Source organism: Streptomyces sp. AC555_RSS877, from assembly GCF_019049245.1.
Taxonomy (GTDB): domain Bacteria; phylum Actinomycetota; class Actinomycetes; order Streptomycetales; family Streptomycetaceae; genus Streptomyces.
Genome location: NZ_JAGMUK010000040.1, coordinates 539,553 through 562,729 on the forward strand (window position 1 = coordinate 539,553; position 23,177 = coordinate 562,729).

The 23,177-nt window shown below is 69.9% G+C and carries 28 protein-coding genes and 3 pseudogenes; 19 read left to right on the forward strand and 12 right to left on the reverse strand.

The features are described from left to right. A pseudogene (locus KUM49_RS50235) lies at window positions 1-276 on the forward strand (SMP-30/gluconolactonase/LRE family protein); the annotation flags it as partial. Between the two features lie 91 nt (window positions 277-367). Further along, window positions 368-904, forward strand: a complete 537-nt coding sequence (locus tag KUM49_RS50240) for an SMP-30/gluconolactonase/LRE family protein (protein WP_308406669.1) — start codon at window positions 368-370, stop codon at window positions 902-904. 53 nt (window positions 905-957) lie between these two features. Here the strand turns inward: KUM49_RS50240 and KUM49_RS19810 are convergent, their stop codons facing one another. After that, on the reverse strand, window positions 958-1,839 hold the full coding sequence (locus KUM49_RS19810) for a helix-turn-helix domain-containing protein (RefSeq protein ID WP_217238175.1): 882 nt from the start codon (window positions 1,837-1,839) through the stop codon (window positions 958-960). A 172-nt stretch (window positions 1,840-2,011) separates the two neighbouring features. Between KUM49_RS19810 and KUM49_RS19815 the strand changes: the two genes are divergently transcribed. From KUM49_RS19815 to KUM49_RS19825, 3 genes are all read left to right on the forward strand, one after another. Beyond that, a complete protein-coding gene (locus KUM49_RS19815) occupies window positions 2,012-3,028 on the forward strand; it encodes a zinc-dependent alcohol dehydrogenase family protein (RefSeq protein ID WP_217238176.1) in 1,017 nt (338 codons plus the stop codon). Between the two features lie 80 nt (window positions 3,029-3,108). After that, window positions 3,109-3,774 (forward strand): SDR family oxidoreductase, encoded by a 666-nt coding sequence (locus KUM49_RS19820; protein WP_217238177.1) that lies wholly within the window; start codon window positions 3,109-3,111, stop codon window positions 3,772-3,774. A gap of 15 nt (window positions 3,775-3,789) precedes the next feature. Beyond that, complete coding sequence (locus tag KUM49_RS19825; RefSeq protein ID WP_308406670.1) at window positions 3,790-4,308, forward strand: cyclophilin-like fold protein; 519 nt, start codon at window positions 3,790-3,792, stop codon at window positions 4,306-4,308. Between the two features lie 30 nt (window positions 4,309-4,338). Here KUM49_RS19825 and KUM49_RS19830 read toward each other — a convergent pair whose 3' ends face one another. From KUM49_RS19830 to KUM49_RS19840, 3 genes are read right to left on the reverse strand one after another with little or no spacing between them, the layout of a single operon-like run. After that, entirely contained in the window at window positions 4,339-4,986 is a 648-nt protein-coding gene (locus KUM49_RS19830) for a 3-oxoacid CoA-transferase subunit B (protein ID WP_217238270.1), read from the reverse strand. 56 nt (window positions 4,987-5,042) lie between these two features. Continuing rightward, window positions 5,043-5,714 (reverse strand): 3-oxoacid CoA-transferase subunit A, encoded by a 672-nt coding sequence (locus KUM49_RS19835; RefSeq protein WP_217238178.1) that lies wholly within the window; start codon window positions 5,712-5,714, stop codon window positions 5,043-5,045. Beyond that, the gene (locus KUM49_RS19840) at window positions 5,711-6,913 is read right to left on the reverse strand and encodes a thiolase family protein (protein WP_217238179.1); all 1,203 of its coding nucleotides are present in this window, start codon (window positions 6,911-6,913) and stop codon (window positions 5,711-5,713) included. Before KUM49_RS19840 ends, KUM49_RS19835 begins: the two co-directional genes overlap by 4 nt. A gap of 83 nt (window positions 6,914-6,996) precedes the next feature. Here KUM49_RS19840 and KUM49_RS19845 point away from each other — a divergent pair, with 83 nt between their 5' ends. Beyond that, complete coding sequence (locus KUM49_RS19845; RefSeq protein ID WP_217238180.1) at window positions 6,997-7,884, forward strand: LysR family transcriptional regulator; 888 nt, start codon at window positions 6,997-6,999, stop codon at window positions 7,882-7,884. A gap of 207 nt (window positions 7,885-8,091) precedes the next feature. Here KUM49_RS19845 and KUM49_RS48430 read toward each other — a convergent pair whose 3' ends face one another. Together KUM49_RS48430 and KUM49_RS50730 are read right to left on the reverse strand one after the other, a co-directional pair. Beyond that, window positions 8,092-8,391, reverse strand: a complete 300-nt coding sequence (locus tag KUM49_RS48430; protein ID WP_254401421.1) for an MFS transporter — start codon at window positions 8,389-8,391, stop codon at window positions 8,092-8,094. A gap of 59 nt (window positions 8,392-8,450) precedes the next feature. Next, window positions 8,451-8,885, reverse strand: a pseudogene (locus KUM49_RS50730) (MFS transporter); the annotation flags it as partial. Here KUM49_RS50730 and KUM49_RS19855 point away from each other — a divergent pair. Continuing rightward, window positions 8,806-9,063 (forward strand): hypothetical protein, encoded by a 258-nt coding sequence (locus tag KUM49_RS19855; RefSeq protein ID WP_254401422.1) that lies wholly within the window; start codon window positions 8,806-8,808, stop codon window positions 9,061-9,063. The pseudogene KUM49_RS50730 and the gene KUM49_RS19855 sit on opposite strands and share 80 nt — an antisense overlap. 45 nt (window positions 9,064-9,108) lie before the next feature. On the opposite strand, the gene KUM49_RS19860 is transcribed toward KUM49_RS19855, so the two are convergent. From KUM49_RS19860 to KUM49_RS19875, 4 genes are all read right to left on the reverse strand, one after another. Beyond that, window positions 9,109-9,375: a DUF4235 domain-containing protein gene (locus KUM49_RS19860; protein ID WP_217238182.1), complete on the reverse strand. Its 267-nt coding sequence runs from the start codon at window positions 9,373-9,375 to the stop codon at window positions 9,109-9,111. After that, window positions 9,372-9,842: a DUF3618 domain-containing protein gene (locus KUM49_RS19865; RefSeq protein ID WP_217238183.1), complete on the reverse strand. Its 471-nt coding sequence runs from the start codon at window positions 9,840-9,842 to the stop codon at window positions 9,372-9,374. Before KUM49_RS19865 ends, KUM49_RS19860 begins: the two co-directional genes overlap by 4 nt. Beyond that, complete coding sequence (locus KUM49_RS19870) at window positions 9,839-10,258, reverse strand: phage holin family protein (protein WP_217238184.1); 420 nt, start codon at window positions 10,256-10,258, stop codon at window positions 9,839-9,841. Before KUM49_RS19870 ends, KUM49_RS19865 begins: the two co-directional genes overlap by 4 nt. A 67-nt stretch (window positions 10,259-10,325) precedes the next feature. Next, window positions 10,326-11,393 carry a YihY/virulence factor BrkB family protein gene (locus KUM49_RS19875; RefSeq protein WP_217238185.1) on the reverse strand — a complete coding sequence of 356 codons (1,068 nt, stop codon included), beginning with the start codon at window positions 11,391-11,393 and terminating at the stop codon, window positions 10,326-10,328. A 214-nt stretch (window positions 11,394-11,607) separates the two neighbouring features. On the opposite strand from KUM49_RS19875, the gene KUM49_RS19880 reads away from it, so the two are divergent. From KUM49_RS19880 to KUM49_RS19905, 7 genes are all read left to right on the forward strand, one after another. After that, window positions 11,608-12,807, forward strand: coding sequence for a serine hydrolase (locus KUM49_RS19880; RefSeq protein WP_217238186.1), 1,200 nt, complete (start codon window positions 11,608-11,610; stop codon window positions 12,805-12,807). A 121-nt stretch (window positions 12,808-12,928) separates the two neighbouring features. Further along, on the forward strand, window positions 12,929-13,732 hold the full coding sequence (locus KUM49_RS19885; RefSeq protein WP_308406671.1) for a GntR family transcriptional regulator: 804 nt from the start codon (window positions 12,929-12,931) through the stop codon (window positions 13,730-13,732). A gap of 186 nt (window positions 13,733-13,918) precedes the next feature. Further along, on the forward strand, window positions 13,919-14,398 hold the full coding sequence (locus KUM49_RS48435) for a VOC family protein (RefSeq protein ID WP_254401423.1): 480 nt from the start codon (window positions 13,919-13,921) through the stop codon (window positions 14,396-14,398). Beyond that, entirely contained in the window at window positions 14,392-14,835 is a 444-nt protein-coding gene (locus tag KUM49_RS48440; RefSeq protein WP_254401424.1) for a VOC family protein, read from the forward strand. The genes KUM49_RS48435 and KUM49_RS48440 overlap by 7 nt, the downstream gene beginning before the upstream one ends. Before the next feature lie 231 nt (window positions 14,836-15,066). Next, window positions 15,067-15,345 (forward strand): polyprenyl synthetase, encoded by a 279-nt coding sequence (locus KUM49_RS19895; RefSeq protein ID WP_217238187.1) that lies wholly within the window; start codon window positions 15,067-15,069, stop codon window positions 15,343-15,345. 25 nt (window positions 15,346-15,370) lie between these two features. Continuing rightward, window positions 15,371-16,390: a polyprenyl synthetase family protein gene (locus KUM49_RS19900; protein WP_217238188.1), complete on the forward strand. Its 1,020-nt coding sequence runs from the start codon at window positions 15,371-15,373 to the stop codon at window positions 16,388-16,390. 75 nt (window positions 16,391-16,465) lie between these two features. Continuing rightward, complete coding sequence (locus tag KUM49_RS19905) at window positions 16,466-17,632, forward strand: oxygenase MpaB family protein (RefSeq protein WP_217238189.1); 1,167 nt, start codon at window positions 16,466-16,468, stop codon at window positions 17,630-17,632. A 37-nt stretch (window positions 17,633-17,669) separates the two neighbouring features. Here KUM49_RS19905 and KUM49_RS19910 read toward each other — a convergent pair whose 3' ends face one another. Together KUM49_RS19910 and KUM49_RS19915 are read right to left on the reverse strand one after the other, a co-directional pair. After that, complete coding sequence (locus KUM49_RS19910; protein ID WP_217238190.1) at window positions 17,670-18,920, reverse strand: NAD(P)/FAD-dependent oxidoreductase; 1,251 nt, start codon at window positions 18,918-18,920, stop codon at window positions 17,670-17,672. 59 nt (window positions 18,921-18,979) lie between these two features. After that, on the reverse strand, window positions 18,980-19,741 hold the full coding sequence (locus KUM49_RS19915) for a metalloregulator ArsR/SmtB family transcription factor (RefSeq protein WP_217238191.1): 762 nt from the start codon (window positions 19,739-19,741) through the stop codon (window positions 18,980-18,982). Between the two features lie 126 nt (window positions 19,742-19,867). Here KUM49_RS19915 and KUM49_RS19920 point away from each other — a divergent pair, with 126 nt between their 5' ends. From KUM49_RS19920 to KUM49_RS19940, 5 genes and pseudogenes are all read left to right on the forward strand, one after another. Further along, window positions 19,868-20,407, forward strand: coding sequence for a DUF2231 domain-containing protein (locus KUM49_RS19920; RefSeq protein WP_217238192.1), 540 nt, complete (start codon window positions 19,868-19,870; stop codon window positions 20,405-20,407). Window positions 20,408-20,466: 59 nt separating this feature from the next. Then, the gene (locus tag KUM49_RS19925; RefSeq protein ID WP_217238193.1) at window positions 20,467-20,661 is read left to right on the forward strand and encodes a hypothetical protein; all 195 of its coding nucleotides are present in this window, start codon (window positions 20,467-20,469) and stop codon (window positions 20,659-20,661) included. A 1-nt stretch (window position 20,662) separates the two neighbouring features. Then, window positions 20,663-21,316 carry a GTP cyclohydrolase I FolE gene (gene folE, locus KUM49_RS19930; RefSeq protein WP_217238194.1) on the forward strand — a complete coding sequence of 218 codons (654 nt, stop codon included), beginning with the start codon at window positions 20,663-20,665 and terminating at the stop codon, window positions 21,314-21,316. 66 nt (window positions 21,317-21,382) lie between these two features. Next, a complete protein-coding gene (locus tag KUM49_RS19935; RefSeq protein WP_217238195.1) occupies window positions 21,383-21,967 on the forward strand; it encodes a DUF488 family protein in 585 nt (194 codons plus the stop codon). Between the two features lie 616 nt (window positions 21,968-22,583). Beyond that, window positions 22,584-23,145 (forward strand): annotated as a pseudogene (locus tag KUM49_RS19940) (sensor histidine kinase); the annotation flags it as partial. Window positions 23,146-23,177: the final 32 nt, after the last annotated feature.

Here is a 23,177-nt window from a genome sequence, read left to right on the forward strand (position 1 = left end):
ATGACATCCGCCGCACAGCAGTCGACGACGATCGTGGTCCAAGGCGGCTACGAACTCGCCGAAGGGGGGCGTTGGACCGACGGCCGGTTCGTGTACGTCGACATCCTCAGCGGCCGGCCCTTCGAAGTGCACGACGGTCCCGACCTGGCCCCGCACCAACTGGCCCTCCTCGACGTGCCGTTGGGCGCCGTCGCACCGGTGCGTGACCAGCCGGGCACCTGGATCGCCGCCGCGGGCACCGGCATCGCGCTGCTCAGCGCCGACGGCAGGCTGGAATGGCTGGACCGTCCCGAGGACCGCACTCCCGTGCCCAGCCGGATGAACGACGGCGTCGCCGACCCGGGCCGGCCGCTTCTGGGCCGGCAGCATGCCCTACGACGGCACCCCAGGCGCGGGCTCGCTGTACCGCACGGATCCCGACGGCACAGTGGAGCGCGTCCTCGACGGCCTCACCATCGTGAACGGACCGGTGTTCAACAGCGACGGCACGGCCCTCTACCTCGCGGACAGCGCTGCCGGCACCATCCACCGCTGGCGGGTCGACCCGGCCACGGGCGACCTCACCGGGCACGAGATCTTCGCCCGCTTCAGCGGTGACGAGGGCAGCCCCGACGGAATGACCGTCGACGACGAGGACTGCCTGTGGGTCGCTGTGTGGGGCGGTGGCGCGGTCCGCCGGTACCGCCCGGACGGCCGCCTGCTCCGGACGCTGACCGTGCCCGCCCCACAGCCCACCTCGGTGTGCCTGCACCCCTCGGAGCCCCGTCTCCTGATCACGACAGCCCGGCACGGGCTGCGTCGCCCGACGGCGGCCTCGGGGGCGGTGATCAGCGTCCACGTACCGGCCCGGGCACCGGAAGCCCGGTCCTGGGGCGGGAGTTTTGGTGGGGCGGCTGCACGGTGACGACCGTCAGCCCGGCTCCACGGTGAAGGCCGCGCGCCCGGCTCCACGAGGCGTCACGCGAGCGGCTGCGATGCCGACAGGTTCCGGCCGGCTGCCCAGGACGCGAGGAGGCGCAGCCGTTCGTGCGTGGGGGAGCCCGGCGCGGCGGTCCAGACGGTCAGGTTCTGGTCGGGATCCGTGTTGGCGGTCAGGGTGTCCCAGTCGAGGACGAGTTCTCCGACGACCGCATGGTTGAGGGTCTTCGTGCCCACAGTGCGGCCGGCTACGTGGTGGTCGCCCCACCACTGGGCGAACTGCTTGTCACGCAAGGACAGTTCACCGACCAGCTCGATCAGACGGGGGTCCTCGGGGTACTTCGCGGCTTCCATCCGGAGCTGGGCCACGGAGATCTGCGCGGAGGTCTCCCAGTCGGCGTACAGCGTGCGCATGGCCGGGTCCGTGAACTGGATCCGGGGATAGTTCCGGTGCTTCTCCGGGAGGCGGGAGAAGTCGGTGACCAGGGCGGCGGCCAGCGCGTTCCAGGCCAGAATGTCCCCGCGCCGGCCCTGCACGATGGCGGGTGTGGCAGTGAGGTCGTCCAGGACCCGCTGCAGCTGCGGTTGGACCTTCTGCCGGCCGCGCCGCCGGGTGCGGGTGGTGGTCTTGCCCGCGAGCTGGAAGAGGTAGCCCCGCTCGTCGTCGTCCAGGTGGAGTACCCGGGCGAGGACGTCCAGCACCGGCGCGGACGCCTGCATACGGCCCTGTTCGAGTCGGGTGTAGTAGTCGGTGCTGATATTGGCGAGCTGGGCGACCTCCTCGCGGCGCAGCCCGTCCACCCGGCGGGGCCTGCCGCTGTCGGGCAGTCCCACCGTGCGCGGACTCAGCTCCGAGCGGCGCTTCTTGAGGAATTCCCCCAGCTCATTGAGGGGGACGTCGCTGGTCACGCTTCCCAGCATGACACTGATCGCACCTGCGAAAGGGGGGAGAGTTTCCTCCCTGGATGTTTCTTTCCCAGGACACTTCTCTCCGCTTTTCGCGCCTGCCCTCGCGTGTGAGGCTCGAACGTGAGCAGTCGTTTCCGACCGCGGCTGCGGGCCACGGACCCTCGCACTGAAGGAAGCAACCCCCATGCGCGGAGCAGTCATCTACGCCCCCGGCGATGTGCGTTTCGAGGAGCGCGACGACCCGAAGATCACTCAGCCGACCGACGCGGTGATCCGCACGGTCGCCGCCTGTGTGTGCGGCTCGGACCTGTGGCCCTACCGCGGCCTGGAACCCGTGGACGAGCCCCACCCGATGGGGCACGAGTACGTCGGCATCGTCGAGGAGGTCGGCAGCGAGGTCACGTCGGTCAAGCCCGGTCAGTTCGTGGTCGGTTCGTTCGCAACGTCGGACAACACCTGCGCGAACTGTCGCAATGGCTGGCAGTCCCACTGCCTGCACCGCGAGTTCATGAGCACCTGCCAGGCCGAGTACGTCCGCATCCCCAACGCCCATGGCACGCTCTTCGCCACGGACGAGCACCCGGACGAGGAATTCGTGCCCGGCCTGCTCGCCGTCTCCGACGTGATGGGCACCGGCTGGTGGGCCGCCCTCGCCGCCGAGGTGAAGCCCGGCTCCACCGCGGTCGTGGTCGGCGACGGGGCGGTCGGGCTGTGCGGCGTCATCGCCGCCAGGGAACTCGGCGCCGAGCGGATCATCGCCATGAGCCGCCACGCGTCCCGCCAGAAGCTCGCCCTCGAGTTCGGCGCCACCGACATCATCACCGAACGCGGCGACGAAGGCATCGCACGCGTCAAGGACCTCACCGGCGGCATCGGCGCCGACTCCGTGCTGGAGTGCGTCGGCACCCCCGAGGCCATGCGACAGGCCCTGAGCTCAGCCCGGCCCGGCGGCGACGTCGGCTTCGTCGGCGTTCCGCACGGCGTGGCGATCGACGGCGAGGAACTGTTCCACTCCCACGTCGGCCTGCGCGGCGGCCCCGCGCCCGTGCGCCGCTACCTGCCCGAACTGATCGACCTGGTCCTGTCCGGCCGGATCAACCCCGGCAAGGTCTTCGACCTCACGCTGCCCCTGGAGCAGGTCGCCGAGGGCTACAAGGCGATGGACGAGCGCCGCGCCGTCAAGGCACTCCTGACTCCCTGACGGCCCACCCTCCAGGTCCCGGGGCGCGCCGCCGACGGTGCGCCTCCGACGGATCAGCCCCGCCCACACAAGGACTCGTCATGACCACCTTCGCACTCGTCGGTGCCGGACCCGGTCTCGGACTCGCCACCGCCCGCCGCTTCGGAGCCACCGGCCACACCGTCGCCCTGATCTCCCGCAGCGCCGAGAACCTGGACGGCCTGACGGCCGAGCTCGCCCGTGACAACATCCAGGCCCGCGGCTTCCCCGCCGACGCCCTCGATCCGGCAAGCCTGACGGTGGCCCTGCGGGCGGCGGCCGACGCACTCGGGCCAGTCGAGATCCTCCAGTACAGCCCCGTGCCCCACGCCGACTTCATGAAGCCGGTCCTCGACACGAGCGCCGACGACCTTGACGCCCCCCTGTCCTTCTCCGTCAAGGGCCCCATCGCGGGCGTGAACCCCGTCCTGCCCGGCATGCGCGAACTCGGCCGCGGCACCCTGCTGTTCGTCAACGGCTCCAGCGCCGTGCGCCCCAACCCGAAGGTCGCCGGCACCTCGATCGCCTTCGCCGCCGAAAGCGCCTACGCCCGCATGCTGCACGACGCGCTCGCCCCGGAGAACATCCACGCCGCCCAGCTGATCATCCCCGGAGCCATCCGCCCCGATGCCGAGCACAGCAGCCCCGAGGCCCTGGCCCGGCGCCTGTACGACATCCGCACCCAGCGGGACGGCTTCCGCCACTACGCCGAGCCCCTGCCCGACTAGCCACTGGACGACCCCGTGAACCCGGCACCCCTTCGCGCTCTCGCCCGCGTGATCCCGTCCGCCGCCCTGCTGCTGGTCATGACCGCCTGCACCAACGACTCCCCGTCCCCGTCCTCCTCCGAGACCGCGTCGCCGCAGGCTGCGACAGCCCCGGCCGCCACCACACCGACCGGCAGGACGACCGAAATGAACATCCGGCTCACCCTCAACGGCCACCACATCGCCGCCACCCTGAACGACAGCCCCACCGCCCGCGACTTCGCCGCCCAGCTCCCCCTGACCCTGTCCCTGCGCGACCTCAACCAGGCCGAGAAGATCGCCGATCTGCCCCGAAGGCTGTCCACCTCCGGCGCCCCGGAAGGCGCCGACCCCGAGGTCGGTGACCTGGCGTACTACGCGCCCTGGAACCAGCTCGCCACCTACTACCGCGACGCCCCCTACGCGACCGGCCTGGTTCCCCTCGGGCACATGGCCGACGGCGGCACCGGGCAGCTCGCCACCGCCGACGAGATCACCATCGAAGCCGCGCCCTGACCCGCCCCACCGATCGCTCTCAAGGGAGTATCAGGAAGGCCGACCGGGGGGCACCTGCCCAACCCCGCTCGCCGAGGCGAGATCCAGGTCCAGACGCGCCGCGAGCTCGTCATAGGTGACCCCGAAGGTCTCGAGCACGGTGGTCCCTTCAGGACCGACGCGGAAAGTCGCCAGGTCGGTGTAGACACGGTCGACGCACCCCAGCCCGGTGAGCGGGTAGCTGCACTCCCGCACCAGTTTGGGCGCGCCGTCCTTCGCGAAGAGCGTCATCATGACGAACACCTTCTTGGCGCCGATCGCAAGGTCCATCGCACCCCCGACGGCAGGGATCGCGTGGGGTTTGCCCGTGTGCCAGTTGGCCAGGTCCCCGACGGCCGAGACCTGGAAAGCGCCGAGCACGCAGACGTCCAGGTGACCGCCGCGCATCATCGCGAAGGAGTCGGCGTGATGGAAGTAGGCCGCTCCCGGCAGCTCGGTGACCGGGATCTTTCCCGCGTTGGTGAGATCGGGGTCCACCTGACCGGGCGTGGCCGCGGGACCCATGTTGAGCATGCCGTTCTCGGTGTGCAGCACCACCTCCGACCCCTCGGGGAGGTGGTCGGCGACGAGCGTCGGCTGTCCGATACCCAGGTTTACGTAGGAGCCGTGCGGGATGTCGCGCGCCACCAAGGCGGCCATCTCGTCCTTGCTCAGCGGCCCGCGGTCGAGGTTCTCCACGAGCGAAGCAGTCGAGTTCACGCGGCCACCCCCGCCCGCACGACGCGGTCGACGTAGATGCTCGGCGTCACGACGACCTCGGGGTCGATCGCACCGGTCTCGACGATCTCGCGGACCTGGGCCACGACCGTGGTCGCGGCGGTGGCCATGACCGGTCCGAAGTTGCGGGCGGTCTTGCGATAGACGAGGTTGCCCATGCGGTCGGCGATGTGGGCGCCGATCAGCGCCACGTCACCCTTGATCGGGTGCTCCAGGACGTAGGTGCGGCCGCCTATCTCGCGGGTCTCCTTCCCTTCCGCCAGGGGTGTACCGACGCCCGTGGGCGAGAAGAAGGCACCGATGCCCGCACCGGCCGCGCGCATCCGTTCGGCGAGGGTGCCCTGGGGCACCACTTCGAGCTCGATCCGTCCCTCGCGGTAGAGCTGGTCGAAGACCCACGAGTCGGACTGGCGGGGGAAGGAACACACGATCCTTCGTACCCGTCCCTTGGCCAGGAGCGCGGCCAGCCCTGTGTCGCCGTTGCCGGCGTTGTTCGACACCACGGTCAGATCGCTCGCACCCTGCCGGATGAGCGCGTCGATCAACTCGACCGGCATGCCGGCCATGCCGAACCCTCCGACCAGCACGGTCGAACCGTCCCTGATCCCGGCCACGGCCTCATCGGCATCCGCACACACCTGAACAGTCATCGGACTCCATCCGTCACGTTCTCCAGGACGACCGCCAGGGCCTGTCCGACACCGATACAGATCGCGGCGACGCCCCACCGCTTCCCCGAGGCGCGCAACCGGGCGGCGAGGGTGCCGAGGATCCGGCCACCGGAAGCGCCGAGCGGATGGCCGATCGCGATCGCACCACCCTGGGTGTTGACGATGGCCGGATCGATCTTCCAGGCGTCCACGCAGGCCAACGACTGCACGGCGAACGCCTCGTTGAGTTCGACCGCCGAGACGTCCGACCAGGAGATACCCGCCCTCTTCAGTGCCCGCTCGGCCGCCTCCACCGGAGCGAACCCGAACATCTGCGGCTCGAGTGCCGACACTCCGCGACCCGCTATGCGAGCCAGCGGCGCGAGGCCGATGCGGGACGACGCCTCCTCCGAGCCGATCAGCACGGCGGACGCGCCGTCGTTGAGCGGCGAGGCGTTGCCGGCGGTGATGACGCCGTCGGGTCGGAACGCCGGCTTCAGGCCGGCCAGCTTCTGCGGCGAGGTCCCCGGCCGGATGCCCTCGTCGCGGGAGAGACGGACCTCGCCGTCCAGCACCACGGGAACCACCAGGTCGTCGTAGAAGCCGGAGTTCCAGGCATCGTCCGCGAGACGGTGCGAGCGGGCGGCGAACTCGTCCTGCCGTGCCCGGGTGACGCCGAACCGCTCGGCCAGCTGCTCGTTCGCCTCGCCCAGGGAGACGGTCCACTCCTGCGGCATGCGCTCGTTGACCAGCCGCCACCCCAGGGTGGTCGACACGGCGGTCACGTGGCCGGCGGGGAAGGCGCGTGACGGCTTCGGCAGGACCCACGGCGCACGCGTCATCGACTCCACCCCGCCGATGAGGACGATGTCGGCGTCCCCGCTCTCGACGGTCCGCGAGCCGATGATCGCCGCGTCGAGCGAGGAGCCGCAGAGCCGGTTGACGGTCGTGGCCGGCACCGACGTAGGCAGTCCGGCCAGGAGAACGGCCATCCGGCCGACGTTCCGGTTGTCCTCGCCGGCGCCGTTGGCGTTGCCCCAGAACACGTCGCCGATCAGCGCGGGGTCGAGCGACGGAGCCTTGGCGAGGACTCCTGAGACGGCGGCGGCGGCGAGGTCGTCGGGTCGGACCTCGGCGAGCGCTCCACCGAACCGTCCGAAGGGGGTTCTCACTGTGGTGTAAACGAAGCTGGCAACCATGGGACTCAACGTAGGCCCGCTGATTGATCTCGTCCAATACACAGTTCTGCTCGACTTATCACCTGTGCAGATAAGGTGTGGTCATGGAACTCCGGCAGGTCCGTTACTTCCTCGCTCTCGCCGAGGAGTGTCACTTCGGCCGCGCCGCCCAGCGTCTGCACGTGGCCCAGTCGGCCCTCTCCCAGCAGCTCAAGCAGCTGGAGCGGCAGCTGGGCACACCGCTCTTCACCCGGTCCACGCGGCGGGTGGAGCTCACCGAGGCCGGCCGCCAGCTGATCACCCATGCGCGATCGATCCTGGGCGAGGTGGAGCGGGCGGAGGAGCAGATGGCCCTGCTCGCCAGTGGCCGTGCCGGACGGGTGTCCGTCGGGTTCGTCGGCACCGCCACCTACGACGTCCTGCCGCGGATCGCCCGCACGGTCCGCGCGCAACTGCCGGGTGTGTCCCTCGAACTGCGCGGTGAGCTGCTGAATCCCGAACTGGTCGACGGCCTGCTCGCAGGCAGCTACGACCTGGCCCTCCTGCGTACCGGCACTCCGGTGGACGCCGCCGTCGAGGTCACCGCCCTCCGGACCGAACGACTGGTGGCCGTCCTGCCCAGCAGTCATCCGCTGGCAGGCCGCAGCGAGATTCCCCTCGCGGCACTCGCCGACGAGCCCATCGTCGTCCACCCGTCCCGGGACCGCTCCTCCATGCACGGCCGGGTTCTCGCCGCGTGCGCCCGGGCCGGCTTCGAACCCTCTGCTCTGGTCGAGGTCGGCGAGACCGCGACACTGGTGGTGTTCGTCGCCGCGGGGCACGGCGTGGCCCTGGTCCCGGAGTCCGTGCAGAGTCTCCGCCTCGACGGTGTGACCTACCTGCCGCTCATCGAGACGGAAACGGTCGGCCTGGGCCTGGCGCGCCGAGCGGGCCTGAACTCACCGGCCGCGGAACAGGTCGCAGCGGTCATCGAGGCGTGCGTGAGGCACTGAGCAAGCGGGCGTTGCCTGCCGGGGAGGAGCTCGGTTCGTTTCGCGACCCTGGCCACCCGAGGCCCTGCCCTCACGCACAGTCCCTCACGCACAACCCCTCACGAGACCACGCGACCAGGACCTTGTTCGTTCTCAGCGCCCCGTCGGTGTCGAGGAGGTGCACCGCAGCCGCGGGGTGCGCGGTCGTTCGTCACCTCGGTGTGTGACTCAGGTCTGCTCCGCGAACGGACGTGTGGTCCCGCCCGCACCTCCGTGATCTGCGGGCTCTGCCGCCTCCGGTGAGCGGGGAACCAGCCCGACCAGCAGGGCGCCGATGACGCCGGGTACGGCGAGTGCGTAGAAGTTCCACTGGAACGCCAGCCCGGCTCCGATGATGAGCCCGAGCAGTGGCGGGGCGAGCATCGAGCCGATGCGGCCGAAGCCCAGCGTCCAGCCCATCGCGGTGGCGCCCATGCGTACCGGATAGTGCTTCGAGACATAGGCGAGGACGAACGACTGCGTGCCCATCGCCCCGACACCAGCGCGACGGCCGCGTGCAGCACCGTCGTGGGCAGCCGCAGGCTGAGCAGTATCACGGTCAGGCTGGAGACGAGGAAGGTCGCGGTGATGATCGGCCTGGAGCCGAGTCGGTCGGCTGCCAGGGAGATGATGAGCGTGCCGACGACAGCCCCGATGCTGAACACGAGGAGGAAGCCGAGCGAGGAGCCTGCGGAGTGGCCGGCGCGACGCATGATCTCAGGGAGCCAGGTGTTGAAGCCGTAGATCATGAACAGGCACAGGCACGTCATCACCAGGAAGCACACAGTCGCCGCGACGTAGCTGCGCGAGAAGAGGGCTTTCACCGGCGACATGCTGTCCGAGCCGGTTCCGGACGGGTCTTTCTCCGACGTCGGCGGGGCTTGCTGCGCGTCGTCCGAGGTGATGTTCCAACGGTCGGCCGCCCTCCGCGCCTCGGCGTGCCGCCCCTTCGCCCGGAGGAGCTGGGGTCTGGGGCGCCACACTCTCGGTTCCCTCTTCCACTACATCCAGGATCCCTGGGGCGGCTGGATCGAGTACTCCGGCGACATGGACCGCATCACCGAGGACTGGAAGCCGAACGACTGGCACTGCCCGGCCGCCGTATGGAGCCCCGAGATGCCGGCCGACTTCATCACCAACCAGGAAGAGAAGCCCGCCTGAGCGTCGTTGTGAGAACCGGGAACAGGTCGGACGTCGACCGACGCGTCAACCGGGCCAGGTGCCGGTCAGGCGGCGGGTGGCGGCGGCGCCGCCGCGGTCGACCATGGCTTTGACGCCGGCGAAGATCGCGCCCTGGAGGACGGCTGCCGACATGGTCTCGCGCCAGGTGCGGTTCTCGTCGGTGGCGTCGGGGGCGTCCTCGTCGTGTCCGAGTTTCTTCCAGACCTGTTTGAACACTCCGCCGGCCAGCACGCCGCTGGCGGCGCCGAGCGCCAGGCCGACGGGTTTGTAGGCGATCTTCGAGGCTTTCATCGCCGCCTCCTGGCACGACGCACGATCAGCAGTGCGACGACCACGCCCGCCGCGACGACCAGAGGTGTGCGGTTGGCCTGCGCCATCCGCATGCCCTGGTCGGCCTTCTCACGGACCGGTTCGGGGGCCTTCTCACGGGCCAGCTCTCCGACGTGCACGGCCTTGTCGCGGACCTGCACAGTGGCCGCGGCCGCCTTGGTGCGTACCGGCTCGGGGGTCCTGTCCTGCACCAGGTGGGCAGCGTGCGTCGCCTTGTCCCGCAGTTGGTGTGTGACCTGGGTGGTCCTCTCGGTGACCTGCTGCTTGACGGCTGTCGTCTTGTCGTGGGCACGGGTCTTCACGTCGGCCTTCGCCGCGAGCGCCTCGACGGTCTCACCGAGTTCCTCGCGCGTCGCCTCGACCTGCTCGCGCAGTTCCTCCGGGGAGGGCGCCGCCTCCTTGCCCGGCTGCGACTTGTCCTGGGTCATCGCTGTGCCTTCTCCCTGATCTCGGCCACGTCGGCCTCGACGCTGCCCATGGTCCGTTCCGGTACCGGCGGAGAGGCCTTGCCGATCTGCTGTTTGCCGAGCGCAGCCATCACGGCGGTCACGGCGGCCAGGGCACCGGTGACGATCAGCGCCGCCACCCACACATCCATGACCAGTGACAGGGCGGCGATCACCGTGGCCACCAGTGCCTGCAGGGTGAGGACACCCATCAGGCCGGCGCCGCCGAACAGACCGCCGCCCTTGCCGAACCGCTTGCCCTTCTCGGTCATCTCCGCCTGCGCCAACCGCATCTCGTCCCGGACCAGCTGCGACAGCTGCCGCGAGGCCTGCTGGACCAGGTCGCTCACCGGTTCCTGCTCTGCCCGGCCGGTGCGGTGGGAGCCGTCTGCTGTCATGGGTGTTCACCTGTCCTTCGTCAGTGCTTCCGGCGTACGTGGCGACTTCGTCGGGGCTCTTGCGGCCTCAGCGTTCAAGGCGCCTACGGTCCTCTTCGTCCCACTTCCGTGTGTCGCGCGGCTGGACGTAGGGCTCGTCTCCGGCCGGATGACCGCCCGCGACAGCCCGCTGCCGGGCCAGCTCCGCATCGAATTCCAGGCCGAGCAGGATCGCCAGGTTCGTGATCCACAGCCACACGAGGAAAATGATCACGCCGGCGATGGCGCCGTAGGTCTTGTTGTACGAGCCGAAGTTCGCCACATAGAACGCGAAACCCGCCGAGGCGATCATCCAGATCACCAGCGCGAGGAAACTGCCCGGTGTGATCCAGCGGAAGCCGCGGGTCCTCGCGTTCGGGGTCGCCCAGTACAGGAGCGCGATCATGAGAGTGACCAGGACCACGAGCACCGGCCACTTCGCGATCGACCACACCGTCAGTCCTGTGTCACCCACGCCGAGGGCGGTGCCGATCTCTTTTGCGAGACCGCCGGTGAACACGACGATCAGCGCGCTGACCACGGCCATGACCATCAGCACCACGGTCACGCCGACCCGCACCGGCAGTACCTTCCACACCGGACGGCCCTCGGGGACGTCGTAGACCGCGTTGGCGCTCCTGATGAACGCGGCGACATAGCCGGACGCCGACCACACCGCGAGCACCAGGCCGACGATCGCCATGACCGAGCCGAGTCCCGCGTTGCCCTGCATCTGCTGCACCGCGTTGGTCAGGACATCCTGCGCCGCGCCCGGGGCGAGCGTCTGGATGTTGTCCAGCACCTGTTGCGTCGCCGACTGGCCGACGATCCCCAGCAGGGACACGAGCGCCAGCAACGCCGGGAACAGCGCCAGGATCCCGTAGTAGGTCAGCGCTGCGGCCCGGTCGGTCAGCTCGTCCCGTTTGAATTCCTTCAGCGTGCCTTTCAGCACGGTCCCCCAGGAGCCTTTGGGCAGGTCCTTCGGCCTGTCCGGCGCCTGCCGCTCCACCTGCTCGTCCGGCCCGGCATTCGGTGCGCGCACGGCCTCGGTCTCCTGCTCCCGGCCCGCCGCAGCCTGCTCGGTGTGCCTTCCATGCCTTCTTATCGTCCGTGTCATGCGGCACGAGTATCCGGTTAAAGTCTGCTTATACGCGCATATCAGACATTTAGGTCAACGGGTCGGCGGGAGCCTGTCTGAGCCGGGGCCGGCTCGGAAACCCGTGTGGCTCCGAACGGGTGGACTCGCAGGAACGCGTACCGGACGGGGCCCGCGCCCAGGGTCCGGATGGTGACGTTGTCGCCGACCCCTGACCTGGAAGAGGCACCCCGACATGCGACGTACTCCGTCCCGCCGTCAGTTCGCCGCAGCGCTGCTGGTGACGTCCGTGCTGGCCCCGATGACAGCGGCTCCCGCCACGGCCGTCCACGCCGCCGACGTCGACCGGTACGGCAAGGACGAGTGCCCACCGGACGGCCTGGGTCCCGAGCTGACCGCTCGGCTGGACAAGGCCATCGAGGACGTCCGCCGGCAGGCCGGCATCCCCGGCGTCGTCGTCGGACTGTGGATGCCGGGCAAGGGGAGCTACGTGCGCGCGACAGGGGTCGCCGACAAAACCACCCGCAGACCGATGACCACCGACCAGTTCTTCCGGATCGGCAGCGAGACCAAGACCTTCACGGTCACAGCGCTGCTCAAGCTCGTCGACGACGGTCGTATCGGACTGGACGACCCGATCTCCGCCTACATCCCCGGCGTGCCCAAGGGGGACCGGATCACCCTGAGGCATCTGGCCGAGATGCGCAGCGGTCTGTTCCCCTACAGCGCCGACCCGGACTTCGAGCACGACCTGCTGAGCGACCCCAGCCGCTCGTTCACGCCGCAGGAGGTGCTCGCGTACGGCTTCAGACACGCGAACACCTTCGCGCCGGGGAAGGAATTCCAGTACTCCAACAGCAACCTCGTCCTCCTCGGCCTGGTGATCGAGAAGGTCAGCGGTCACCGCCTCGCCGACTTCATCGACAAGCGGGTGCTCCGCCCGGCCCGCCTGCGCCACACGTTCTTCCCGGAGGGCCCCGAGTTTCCCGAGCCGCACCCGCGCGGGTACACCAACCAGACGCTGAGCGGAGAGATCGAGGACGCCACGGACTGGAACCCCAGCTGGGCCTGGGCGGCCGGGGCGATGATCTCGGACCTGCACGATCTGCGTCGCTGGGCGAAGATCGTCGCCACCGGCACGCTGCTCAGCCCGGAGACCCAGGCGCAGCGACTCAGGACACTGCCGACGGGCTATCCCGGTACGAGCTACGGCCTCGGCATCTTCGAATCCGGCGGCTGGATCGGACACAACGGCTCCATTCCGGGCTACGAGACCGTGACCGTCTACCTGCCCTCGAAGAAGGCCACGCTGGTGCTCATGCTCAACACCGACATCACTGACGAAGGGCGGGAGCCGTCCTCGCTGGTCGCCCGGGCGATCACCGAGATCGTGACCCCGAACAACGTCTACGACCGCCCGGTCCCTCCCCGCTGAGTTGCCGGGGCGTCCCGCCCCTCGGCAGGCCGGCCAGACGGTGCGAAGGGGCCGACAGACGGTCGCCCCGGGCCACGCCGTTTCCCGTACCGGCTGCATACACCCTGGGTAGACTCCCGGCGTGACCAGGAGCAAGAGCGAGTCTCTCGAGGGCCAGGTGGCGGCCGTGGACGGCGGTGACGGCACGATGTCGTCCGCGCCGCCGGACGAAGCACCCGCGGTCGCCGTGGGCGGCCGCCGTCTCGCCCTGGATGTGCACGGACGGCTGCGCACCATGATCCTCAGTGGCGAGCTGCCCCCGGGGTCGGTGCTGCTCCAGGCCGAGATGGCGCGGCAGCTGGGCGTCAGCCGTACGCCGATGCGCGAGGCGTTCCGGCTGCTCCAGGAAGAAGGGCTCATCGACGCGAGCCCCGACCAGCGGGCGCGGGTGAGAGGCGTGGACCCCGCGGAACTGGACGGTGTGTACGGCGCTCGCATCATGCTGGAGACGCTGGCCGTCAGCATGACGGCCAAGTCGCTCACCGCCGAGGACGTCGAGCGCATGGCCGAGGCCCTGCTGCGGATGCAGGAACTGGCGGGCAACGACACGCCGGACGAGTGGTATGCCGCGCACAAGGAGTTCCATGGCATCGCGACCCGCGCGGTGGGACCGCACCTGCAGCGCATGCTCGCCTCGTTGGCCGAACAGAGCGAGCGCTACATCCGGCTCGCCCAGCTCGGTGTGCCCGGTTCATGGGCCAGGGCGCACAAGGAGCACGAGGCGCTGCTGGACGCCCTGCGGACCAGCGGTCCCGCCGAGGCTGCGAGCGTGATCGCCCGTCATCTCGCGCGGACCGCCCTGAGCGTGCTGGCCGACATCGCCCCGGAATACGAGCCCATGGCCACGCGGACCGCGCTGGGGATCGCCGGCGGCGGTCAGTCCTGACCCAGGACGCGGAAGCCCTCTCTACCGGCGGAACACCTGGGCCGACCCGTTGCGGCGGACTTCGTGGACGAGTCGACCTCGACGGAACCATGGCCCCGTGCGGCATCACCGTGCGGACAGCAGTGGTTCCCGCCGAGGTCTGGACGCCCCTCCCAGAGGTGTACACACTGGCCGCGAGGTGTGCACATGTTGCGTGTGAAGGGTCTGCTGCATTACGGGCTCCGGGTGCCGTCGCTGGATGCGGGCGCGAGTTTCTACAGCGCGTTCGGGCTGGAGACGTCGGAGCGCGGTGACGCGGTGGTGATCCGCTGTGACGGGCGGGCGCAGGACCAGACGGTGTTGACGGAAGGGCCGGTCAAGCGGCTGCACCACGTGGCCTTCGCCGTGGAGCCGGGTTCTCTGCGGGAGTGGCAGCGTCACATCGAGGGCATGGGGCTGAGGTTGTTGGACGCGCCGGCCGAGGTGCCCGGGGGGCTGTGGCTGCGTGATCACGAGGGCAATCTGATCAACCCCCGTGACGAGGGGATCGCCCCGTGGCGGGAGTTCGGTACGACGGACGGCCAGGACGCCAACGTCGGCGACCGCATCCGTCGTGTCGACCAGGCCTGCTGGCTGACCGCGACTGAGCAGGCTCGGCCCGTCCTCAGCGCCTTGGGCACATGCTGATCAGTACCGATCTGGACGCCTCCGAGGCGTTTTATGCCCGCGCTCTGGGGCTGCGCCTGTCGGACCACATCCCCGGCATCGCCACGTTCATGAACTCGGGGCCGGGCGATCACCACGTCTTCGGGTTCGTTCCGGGAACGCATCCTGGTCTGCACCACTCCAGTTGGATGGTGGCGGACATCGACCGGATCGCCATGGGTGCGCGGAGCATGGCCGCCGTGGGCCAGGTGAAGGGCTGGGGTCTGGGGCGCCACACCCTCGGTTCGAACCTCTTCCACTACATCCAGGATCCCTGGGGCGGCTGGATCGAGTACTCCGGCGACATGGACGGCATCACCGAGGACTGGAAGCCGAACGACTGGGACTGCCCGGCCGCCGTATGGAGCCCCGAGATGCCCGCCGACTTCATCACCAACCAGGAAGAGAAGCCGGTGTGAGTCGCGTCGGCAGCGACTGCCCGCACTGCCCTCCTCACGCGCGGCCCGTGAGCGCCCCGCGGCTATGTCCGCCGTGTGGGCGGTTTCCGCTGCGCGGGTGAGGAGTCGTACGTATCTGCGATGCGATCACCCGATGGTGAGTTCGTCCCTGGTGCCTGTCGGTGGGACGCGACGCTGTAGACGGTGGCCCGTGACCGGTGCCGCCTGGACGACCAAGGGGCAGGGGACGGTATGACGCAAGAGGCCGGGCATGGCGGGGGCTCAGTCGAGCAGGCGGTGCTGTTGGCGGCGGGGCTTGCCGACCTGGCGGTGAGCGCTCTCGGCTCGGCCGTAGGCAGCGTACGGGGGCTGCTGAGCCGCTCCGACACGGCGGAGTTGGCGGCTGACGCGCAGCGGGACCTCACGGCGCGCGGGCGGCTGGCCGTGGACCGGTACGCGGTGGTGCCGCCTGCCCATCTGGAGGTCCTTGCCCAGAGCGTTCTGGCCCGGCGGGGCGTCGACGGTGGCTGACCGGGATGACCCGGCCGTGTTCAGAATGCGCGTCGATGAGGTGCTGAGCCGGTTCGTGGCGCAGGAGGCGGACCACCTCATCGCGATCGACCCCGATCTGGGCCCGGTGGCGGACCAGGTCGAGGCCGCCGTGGCGAGCGGCAAGCGGCTGAGAGCGGCGTTCTGCTACTGGGGCTGGCGGGCGGCCGGCCAGCCTGACAGCGACGCGCTGGTGCGGGCGGCGGCCTCCATGGAACTGGTCCACGCCGCCGCCGTCGTACACGACGACATCATCGACGAGAGCGCGGTACGGCGGGGCCGGCCCACCGCGCACGTCGCCCTCAAAGCCGGGCTGCGTGGTCGTCCCCGTGCCGCGCCCACCGCCAGGGCGCTGGCGATGCTGGTGGGGGACCTGCTCATGTCGCTGGCCGGCCAGCTGTTCGCCGGCAGCGGCTTGCCCACGGCCTACCTGGCCCGGGCCCGTCCCCTGTGGGCGACCCTGGCGCGGGAGCTGATCGCGGGTGAGTGCCTGGAGCTTCTGCGCACGGGTGGAGAACCGGACACGGCACAGTCGTTGCAGGTGATCCGGTACAAGACCGCGAAGTACACCGTCGAACAGCCCCTGTTGATCGGAGGCGTGCTGGCCGGCGCCGGGCAGGAGCTGACGGAGGGCTACTCCCGCTACGGGCTGCCGCTGGGCGAGGCGTTCCAGCTGCGCGACGACCTGCTCGGCCTGTTCGGGGATCCGGCCCTCACCGGCAAGGCCAACACGGACGACCTGCGGGCTCACCGGCCCACCGCCCTGCTGGCGGAAACCTGGAGGGTGGCCGACGGGGCCGACCGGGAGCGCCTGCGCGCGCTGTCGGGCCGGCGCGACGTGGGCAGGGACGGCCTGGAGGCGGTCCGGGAAGTGATGACCCGGCTCAGAGCACCCGACCGCATAGAAGGGATGATCACCGCCCGGGTCGAGGAAGCCACCCGCGCTCTGGACGACCTGGACATCCCCGTACCCGCGTCACGAGCCCTCACCGACCTGGCGCACGCGGCCGCAATCCGTCGGCACTGACATGCGGCGCGGGCGCCGCCACGCGTGATTCCTGTTCCGGCCCTGTCTGTTCCGACTGGAGACGAAGAGCCTGTGATGACCTACACCGAGGCGTCGATGGACGCCTTGCGCAGCAGTGGTGACGAACTCGCCGACGCGACGGTGGCGACCCTTTTCGAACGCGGGGAGGTGGGCACCTTCAACACGCTGATGCGCTACGTGTCGACCGCCGGCGCGCCGTTGCCCGACGGCCTTCCCGACGTGGCTCGGGAGTACCTGCATGCCACCAGCGCACCTCCGGCGTGGGTCGACTGGGGCGAGATGGAGAAGGCCAGGCTGTTCTTCATCGACAACAACGTGCACATCTCCACGGCGTTGTCCTTCGCCGCCATGCCCGCGTGTTACCTGGTCCCGCACGTGGCGAAGCTGCTGGCGACGACGCACGCGCTGGACTACCCCTCCAAGCGGATGGCGGAGACCGGGCAGTTCACCGTGTACCTCATGCAGCCCGGCGCTTTCGAGGCGGGCAGCACCTTCATTCCCGCCGCTCAGAAGGTCCGTCTGCTGCACGCATCCATCCGCCATCACCTCAGAAGGGACAACCGCTGGGACACCGACAGCCTGGGCGTGCCGATCTGTCAGGAGGACATGATCGGCGGGCAGATGTTCTTCTCACTGCTGGTGCTGGACTCCCTGCACCGGCTGAACATCCACATGAGCACCGACGGCGCGGAGGCCTACCTGTACGCCTGGCGGGTGGTCGGCGCGATGCTCGGCGTCGACCAGAGCCAGGTACCCAAGGACATGGAGTCCGCCCGCCAGTTCCTCGATCTGTACATGATCCGGCACATGGGGCCGAGCGAGGACGGCGCGCATCTCACCCGGCAGCTGATCGACCTCTACGAGGAAGTCGTGCCCGGCACGTTCTTCGACCCGATCGTCTCCGCCCTGATCCGCCACCTCGTCGGCGACACGTGCGCCGACTGGCTGGACGTGCCGCGCACCGCCTGGGACACCGTCGTCAAAGCCGTACCCCACCTGCTGGGCGTCCTGGAGACCGTCGAGGACCGCTCACCGCTCGGCGCCTGGGCCCTGGACCGTCTCGGCCATCTCACCACGATCCTCGAACTGTCCTCGCTCACCCGTGGCCGCGTCATGCACTACGCGATCCCGGAGCAGCTGAAGAAGGACTACGGCCTCTCCTCCACCGTGCCCCGCACCCGCCGCTGGACCCCGCCCGCCCCCGCAACGGGTCCCATCTGACCGCCGACCGAACGGACCGCCTGCATCGGGTTCCGCATCAGCCGGTCCCGGCTGGGCGCCCCGCGATGTGTGTCAGAGGCACGTCGGTATCGGCGAGTTCGTTCGCGGCGACTGTTCGGCCGGACGTGACGAGGTCGCGGATCGGATCGGTGACGTCCCAGACGTTGACGTTCATCCCGGCCAGAACCCGGCCCCCGGCGAGCCAGAACGCCATGAACTCCCGGGTGTCGGTCCGGCCGCGGAAGACCATCTGGTCGTAGGCGCCCGGCTCGGCGTAGCCGGTGTACTCCATGCCCAGGTCGTACTGGTCGGTGAAGAAGTACGGAACGCGGTCGTACGTCACGTCCTGGCCGAGCATCGCCTTGGCCGCGACCTGGGGCTGGTTGAGGGCGTTGGCCCAGTGCTCGACGCGGATGTGCTGGCCGAGCAGTGGGTGGAAGGCGTTCGCGACGTCTCCGGCGGCGTGGATGTCCGGGTGGGACGTGCGCAGGCGGGCGTCGACGCGGATGCCGTTGTCGACGTCCAGGCCCGCGGCTTCGGCGAGCCGGGTGGTGGGGGTGATGCCGATCCCGACGATGACCGCATCCGCGTCGATGCGGCGGCCATCGGTCAGCAGCACGCCGTTCGCCCGGCCGTCGGCGCCGGTGATCTCCGCGACCTGTACTCCGCAGCGCAGGTCGGTCCCGTGCTCGGTGTGCAGGTCGGCGAAGATCTGGGCCACCTCGCGGCCCAGCACGTGCAGGAGCGGGAGTTCCGACCTTTCCAGGACCGTGACCTCGACACCGGCTGCCCGGGCGGCGGCAGCGGTCTCCAGCCCGATCCAGCCGGCGCCGATCACCACGATGCGGGATGCGGAGGCAAGGGCTTCTTTGATGCGGTCGCTGTCGGCGAGCCGGCGCAGGTAGAGCACTCCGTCGAGGCCGGCTCCCGGCGTGGACAGGCGACGCGGTGAAGAGCCGGTGGTCAGGAGCAGCTTTGCGTAGCCGACGCGGCTGCCGTCGGCGAGCGTCACCTCGTGGGCGGCCGGGTCGATCGCGGTGACCGTGGTGCCCGGTCGCAGGTCGACGTCGTGCTCGGCGTACCACTGGGAGGGATGGACGTAGAGCGTTTCACGCTCGTCCTTGCCCAGCAGGTATCCCTTGGACAGCGGCGGCCGTTCGTACGGGCGCTCGCTCTCTTCCCCGAGCAGCGCGATCGGGCCGTCGAAGCCCTCGTCCCGGAAGGTCTGTGCCGCCTTCGCGCCGGCCAGGCCGGCTCCGACGATCACGAATGCTGTGTTCGCGGCCATGATCTCTCCTCTGCTGCGGGGCGTCGTCGTCCATGGCGGTGCCCTGCGAAGCGGTGGGGCTACGCCCCGGTGGCAGGGGCGGACCTGCTCGCTCCGCCGGCTGCGGCACGTAGTTCCACACAGCAACGTCCCGGCCGAGGGGCGAGGACCGCGTCGACGCCGGATGCCTGCAGACCGGTGAGGAAGCCGCCGAGGAAGGAGTGGTTGATCCCGCACACCAGCTCGGGCGAACGGGCGGCCAACTGGTGGAAGGGGCAGTTCAGGAGCCGTACTTCGGTCGGGGCCTGCCGGTCGGGCTCGAAGCCGTGCGCTTCCAGCACGGACTCGGAAAGTGTGAGAGCCCGCTCGGGTCCCAGACGGCCGGGGCGGTTGCTGGCGCGCGTCGCGGCCCCGAGTTCCTCTCCCCGGTGCCGGGCCGTGCGCAGCGCTGCCAACTGGGCGTCCTCGCCCTGCTGCTGGTCGAGGACCGCGTCGATGAGGATCTCGGCCAGGACGTCAGGGCGGCGCTCGGGGATGCTGATGCGGATTTCGGTGTCCGCCGGCTCGTAGACCTTCGGTTTGCGGCCGACTTTGCGGATGCCGCCGGGGTTGTCGTAGCGGGAGGTCAGCAGCTCGGCCGCGACCAGTTTGTCCAGGTGGAAGGCGGCGAGCTTGGCCGAGATCCCGGCATCGGCGGCGGCCTCCTCCCGCGTCACCGGACGGTGGGCGCGCCGTATGAAGCCGTACAGCCTGCGGCGCACCTCGTCCGCGAGCACCGTGACGGATTCCACCCCCGAAGCGGCGGGGGCCTGAGGTGGAGCCGGAGTCAGGTCTGAGGTCATGCCTCCACGATAACTCCCATCTGGGTGCGCGTAACTGGTTTTCTCTGCGTCTCGGAGCTGGTGGCTTGACCGCTCTCGCTAATAAGTCCAATATTGATTGGTGAAACTCTGCGAGAGGACCATGCCATGCCCAGCGAACTGCAGCAGCAGGCAAAACAGCCGGTCAGCGCCGCCCTCGCCGGCCCGTACGGGCACCCGTTCCATCCGATCCTGGTCACCGTGCCGATCGGCGCATGGGTGGGCAGCCTCGTCTTCGACATCGCCTCCCACCTCGTGGACGATCCGGATTTCCTCGCCCGCGGTGCGATGTGGCTGATCGCCGTGGGCGTGATCGGGGCGCTGGCGGCGGCGATGGCGGGCTTCCTGGATCTGTTCGCCATCCCCGCCGGCACGAGGGCCTTCCGTACCGGCCTCCTCCACATGACGTTGAACCTGCTGGTGACCGCCGCGTACACGGGCAGCTTCCTGTGGCGCCACGCCGACGGTGGGCCGTCCGGAAGCGTCGGGGCGTCGCAGCTCGTCCTGAACGCCGTGACGCTGGCCGTGCTCGGCGTCTCGGGGTTCCTGGGCGGCAAGCTCGCCTACCACTACGGCGTCCGGGTCGCCGACGAGGCGACCCAGGCCGAGGGCTTCGCTCCCGCCCGCCGGCACTCAGCCCGCCACTGACCCGCAGCGCCTTCCGCACATCCGAAGTGCACCCGCCCCCACTGCTCCGGGAGTTCCCCATGGACATCGCCGCGCTGCTCGCCCGCTGGATCCCCGTCCACCGCGACCGCAACCGCACTGCCGCACCGGCAGGTGCCGGCCGGACGGCATCTGCCGAACGCCACTTCCCCGTCGCCGTCGGCGCGGGACATGGGCTCGCCGCCGTCGTGACCCTCGTCCTGGTCCTGCTCACGGCACTCGGGAGGGGTGAGTGACATGACGCAGCACCTCCACTCCGCCCTGCACATCGCCCCCGCCGCCCCGGAACCGGTACCGGCGCCGCCCACCGCCCTGAGCGTGACCCACGACGCGGAAACGGTGGACCTGCCGGCCGCCGAACTCGCGGCCGGACAGTTCCTCCAGGCCCTGGGCATCGGCACCGATTCCGAGAGTCTGCGCGGCACCCCCCGCCGTATGGCCCGCGCCTACGCCGAACTGTTCAGTCCCCGCCCCTTCGACCTCACCACGTTCCCCAACGACGAGGGATACGACGAACTGGTCCTCGCCCGCAGCATCCCGCTCCGCAGCGTGTGTGAACATCATCTTCTGCCGTTCGTCGGAACCGCCCACATCGGCTACCTGCCCGGGCAGCGGATCCTGGGCCTGTCCAAACTCGCGCGGGTCCTGGAGCACTTCGCCTGCCGTCCCCAGGTGCAAGAACGGCTCACCAAGCAGGTCGCCGACTGGCTGCAAGCCCATCTGGAGCCCAAGGGTGTCGGCGTCGTCATCCAGGCCGAGCACACCTGCATGACCCTGCGCGGCGTCCAGGCCACCGGAGCCACGACCATGACCTCCACGCTCCTCGGGCTGCTGCGCGACGACGCCCGCTCCCGCAGCGAATTCCTGGCCCTGACGGGCCTGCCCCGCTGACCCGCACAGCCGAGCGGGACAGGATCGGACAGTGCCGCACGGGCCAGGAGGTGCTGCACTCCCTGTATGGACCATGCCCGGACCGACCCCACAGACGCGTTCCCGGCGCCCCGGCCCGCACTGATCACCCTCGGCCACAGCACCGCGGAGCGGGGAACGCTGGCCAGGCTCCTCCGGGAAGCCGACGTCGCCGCCGTCGTGGACGTCAGGACCGCTCCCGGCAGCCGCCGGGACCCGGATCTGTCACGGCAGCGCCTGGCCCGGTGGATGCCCGAAGAGGGCATCGCCTATCGGTGGGAGCCGCGCCTGGGCGGCTTCCGCAAGACTCCGCCGGAGTCGCCCGACACGGTATGGCGCAACGCTTCCTTCCGCGGCTATGCCGCTCACACCCGCAGTCCGGACTTCGTCGCCGCCATGGACCAAGTCGTGCACCAAGCGGCAGAACGGCGCACCGCGGTGATGTGCAGTGAAGCGGTGTGGTGGCGATGCCACCGGCGCCTCATCGCCGACTTCGCTGTCCTGGCCCGCGGCATGCTCGTCCACCACCTGATGCACGACGGACGCCTGACACCTCACACTCCGACACCGGGCGTGCGCCTTCGCAGTGACGGACTCCTTGTGTACGACGACGCGGACTCGGCACCGCCATGACGGAACGGACAGCAGGCCGTTCGCCTCGCCGACCGAGCCACGAGGTGCCGTTCGCGAGACGGCCAGGGCGGCGGCGCAGGCAAACGGCCGAGACGGGCAGCGCCCTCCGACGCTCCTCGACTCCTGGCCCGCCCGCCAGCTCCAGACGCAGTTGGAGCGGTTGGAGCCGGGACAGCGACCTCAGCCGCTCGGAGAACAACGCATCCCACTCCGCGACCCGCAAGGGCTGCTCTGCGGTGGGCAGCGTGCAGGACTGTGGCACCCACGCCGGATCGTTCATCGCGCTCACTCCCGTCATCACGTCCCACGGGTGGACCCCTCCGACGGTAAACCTGTACCTGGGTACCGGTTGCAACCCGACGCTGCCTGAGTCGGAAGCCGGCGCGCCGAGGCGCGGCGACGCCGATCTGAGCCCAGGCCCAGGAGGCCAGGGCTCAGGTGGTCGGGGTCCAGGTGGCCGATACGGCGGGATGCGACGGACGCTGCCGGCCACGCACGTATACGCCTGCAGGCTGACGTCAGGCACGTGTCGGCCAGACGTCAGGATGAGGCGCGGAGCCTGACGTAATGCGTTCGCAGCAACGGAAATGTCGGTGGGTGCACGACGACGGGAGTCGACCTCGCCGGTACCACCTCCTCGGCGCTGCGCGAGCTGAAGGCCACCGTTCGGCCTGCTGCGCCGGCCGAACGACCCCGACACGCCTTTGGACCCGTCTCCCGGACTCGCCCGGCTCCCCGAACTGGTCGCCGCGGTCGAATCCGCCGGTCCCAAGGTCACCGTCACCACCGAAGGCGAGCCGCGCCCGCTCTCGCCGGGAGTGGACCTGACGGCGTTCCGGATCGTGCAGGAGGCCCTGACCAAGGTGACCAAACACGCCGATGCGGCGGCCGTACACGTGCGGCTCGTGTACGCGCAGGACCGGCTGGACATCACGGTCACCGACGACGGTGCCGACAAGGCCCCGGCGACACTCGTGCCGGGCACCGGCTTCGGCCTCATCGGTATGCGTGAACGCGCCCACTCGGTCGGCGGTGCCCTGGATGCGGGGCACCGGCCGGAAGGCGGCTTCGAAGTCACCACCGCACTGCCGCTGTACCCGGAAAGCCAGGAAAGCCAGGAGGAAGAAGGGCCCTCAACCCGGCTCATCAAAAAGAGCCCAGAAAAAAATGGGCAGTGATGTCGAGAACCCGTGATCGGCTCCGTCCCTGC

Bases quoted from the DNA above. Each gene is read 5' to 3' on its own strand.
- KUM49_RS19935 (WP_217238195.1), top strand. From the start codon at position 21,383: ATGGACCATGCCCGGACCGACCCCACAGACGCGTTCCCGGCGCCCCGG.
- KUM49_RS19875 (WP_217238185.1), bottom strand. From the start codon at position 11,393: ATGACACGGACGATAAGAAGGCATGGAAGGCACACCGAGCAGGCTGCG.
- KUM49_RS19820 (WP_217238177.1), top strand. From the start codon at position 3,109: ATGACCACCTTCGCACTCGTCGGTGCCGGACCCGGTCTCGGACTCGCC.
- KUM49_RS19920 (WP_217238192.1), top strand. From the start codon at position 19,868: ATGCCCAGCGAACTGCAGCAGCAGGCAAAACAGCCGGTCAGCGCCGCC.
- folE (WP_217238194.1), top strand. From the start codon at position 20,663: ATGACGCAGCACCTCCACTCCGCCCTGCACATCGCCCCCGCCGCCCCG.
- KUM49_RS19910 (WP_217238190.1), bottom strand. From the start codon at position 18,920: ATGGCCGCGAACACAGCATTCGTGATCGTCGGAGCCGGCCTGGCCGGC.
- KUM49_RS19865 (WP_217238183.1), bottom strand. From the start codon at position 9,842: ATGACCCAGGACAAGTCGCAGCCGGGCAAGGAGGCGGCGCCCTCCCCG.
- KUM49_RS19900 (WP_217238188.1), top strand. From the start codon at position 15,371: ATGCGCGTCGATGAGGTGCTGAGCCGGTTCGTGGCGCAGGAGGCGGAC.
- KUM49_RS19880 (WP_217238186.1), top strand. From the start codon at position 11,608: ATGCGACGTACTCCGTCCCGCCGTCAGTTCGCCGCAGCGCTGCTGGTG.
- KUM49_RS48440 (WP_254401424.1), top strand. From the start codon at position 14,392: ATGCTGATCAGTACCGATCTGGACGCCTCCGAGGCGTTTTATGCCCGC.
- KUM49_RS19860 (WP_217238182.1), bottom strand. From the start codon at position 9,375: ATGAAAGCCTCGAAGATCGCCTACAAACCCGTCGGCCTGGCGCTCGGC.
- KUM49_RS48435 (WP_254401423.1), top strand. From the start codon at position 13,919: ATGTTGCGTGTGAAGGGTCTGCTGCATTACGGGCTCCGGGTGCCGTCG.
- KUM49_RS50240 (WP_308406669.1), top strand. From the start codon at position 368: ATGCCCTACGACGGCACCCCAGGCGCGGGCTCGCTGTACCGCACGGAT.
- KUM49_RS19870 (WP_217238184.1), bottom strand. From the start codon at position 10,258: ATGACAGCAGACGGCTCCCACCGCACCGGCCGGGCAGAGCAGGAACCG.
- KUM49_RS19905 (WP_217238189.1), top strand. From the start codon at position 16,466: ATGACCTACACCGAGGCGTCGATGGACGCCTTGCGCAGCAGTGGTGAC.
- KUM49_RS48430 (WP_254401421.1), bottom strand. From the start codon at position 8,391: ATGGGCACGCAGTCGTTCGTCCTCGCCTATGTCTCGAAGCACTATCCG.
- KUM49_RS19830 (WP_217238270.1), bottom strand. From the start codon at position 4,986: ATGGCCGCCTTGGTGGCGCGCGACATCCCGCACGGCTCCTACGTAAAC.
- KUM49_RS19895 (WP_217238187.1), top strand. From the start codon at position 15,067: ATGACGCAAGAGGCCGGGCATGGCGGGGGCTCAGTCGAGCAGGCGGTG.
- KUM49_RS19845 (WP_217238180.1), top strand. From the start codon at position 6,997: ATGGAACTCCGGCAGGTCCGTTACTTCCTCGCTCTCGCCGAGGAGTGT.
- KUM49_RS19855 (WP_254401422.1), top strand. From the start codon at position 8,806: ATGTTCCAACGGTCGGCCGCCCTCCGCGCCTCGGCGTGCCGCCCCTTC.
- KUM49_RS19815 (WP_217238176.1), top strand. From the start codon at position 2,012: ATGCGCGGAGCAGTCATCTACGCCCCCGGCGATGTGCGTTTCGAGGAG.
- KUM49_RS19835 (WP_217238178.1), bottom strand. From the start codon at position 5,714: ATGACTGTTCAGGTGTGTGCGGATGCCGATGAGGCCGTGGCCGGGATC.
- KUM49_RS19915 (WP_217238191.1), bottom strand. From the start codon at position 19,741: ATGACCTCAGACCTGACTCCGGCTCCACCTCAGGCCCCCGCCGCTTCG.
- KUM49_RS19840 (WP_217238179.1), bottom strand. From the start codon at position 6,913: ATGGTTGCCAGCTTCGTTTACACCACAGTGAGAACCCCCTTCGGACGG.
- KUM49_RS19810 (WP_217238175.1), bottom strand. From the start codon at position 1,839: ATGCTGGGAAGCGTGACCAGCGACGTCCCCCTCAATGAGCTGGGGGAA.
- KUM49_RS19925 (WP_217238193.1), top strand. From the start codon at position 20,467: ATGGACATCGCCGCGCTGCTCGCCCGCTGGATCCCCGTCCACCGCGAC.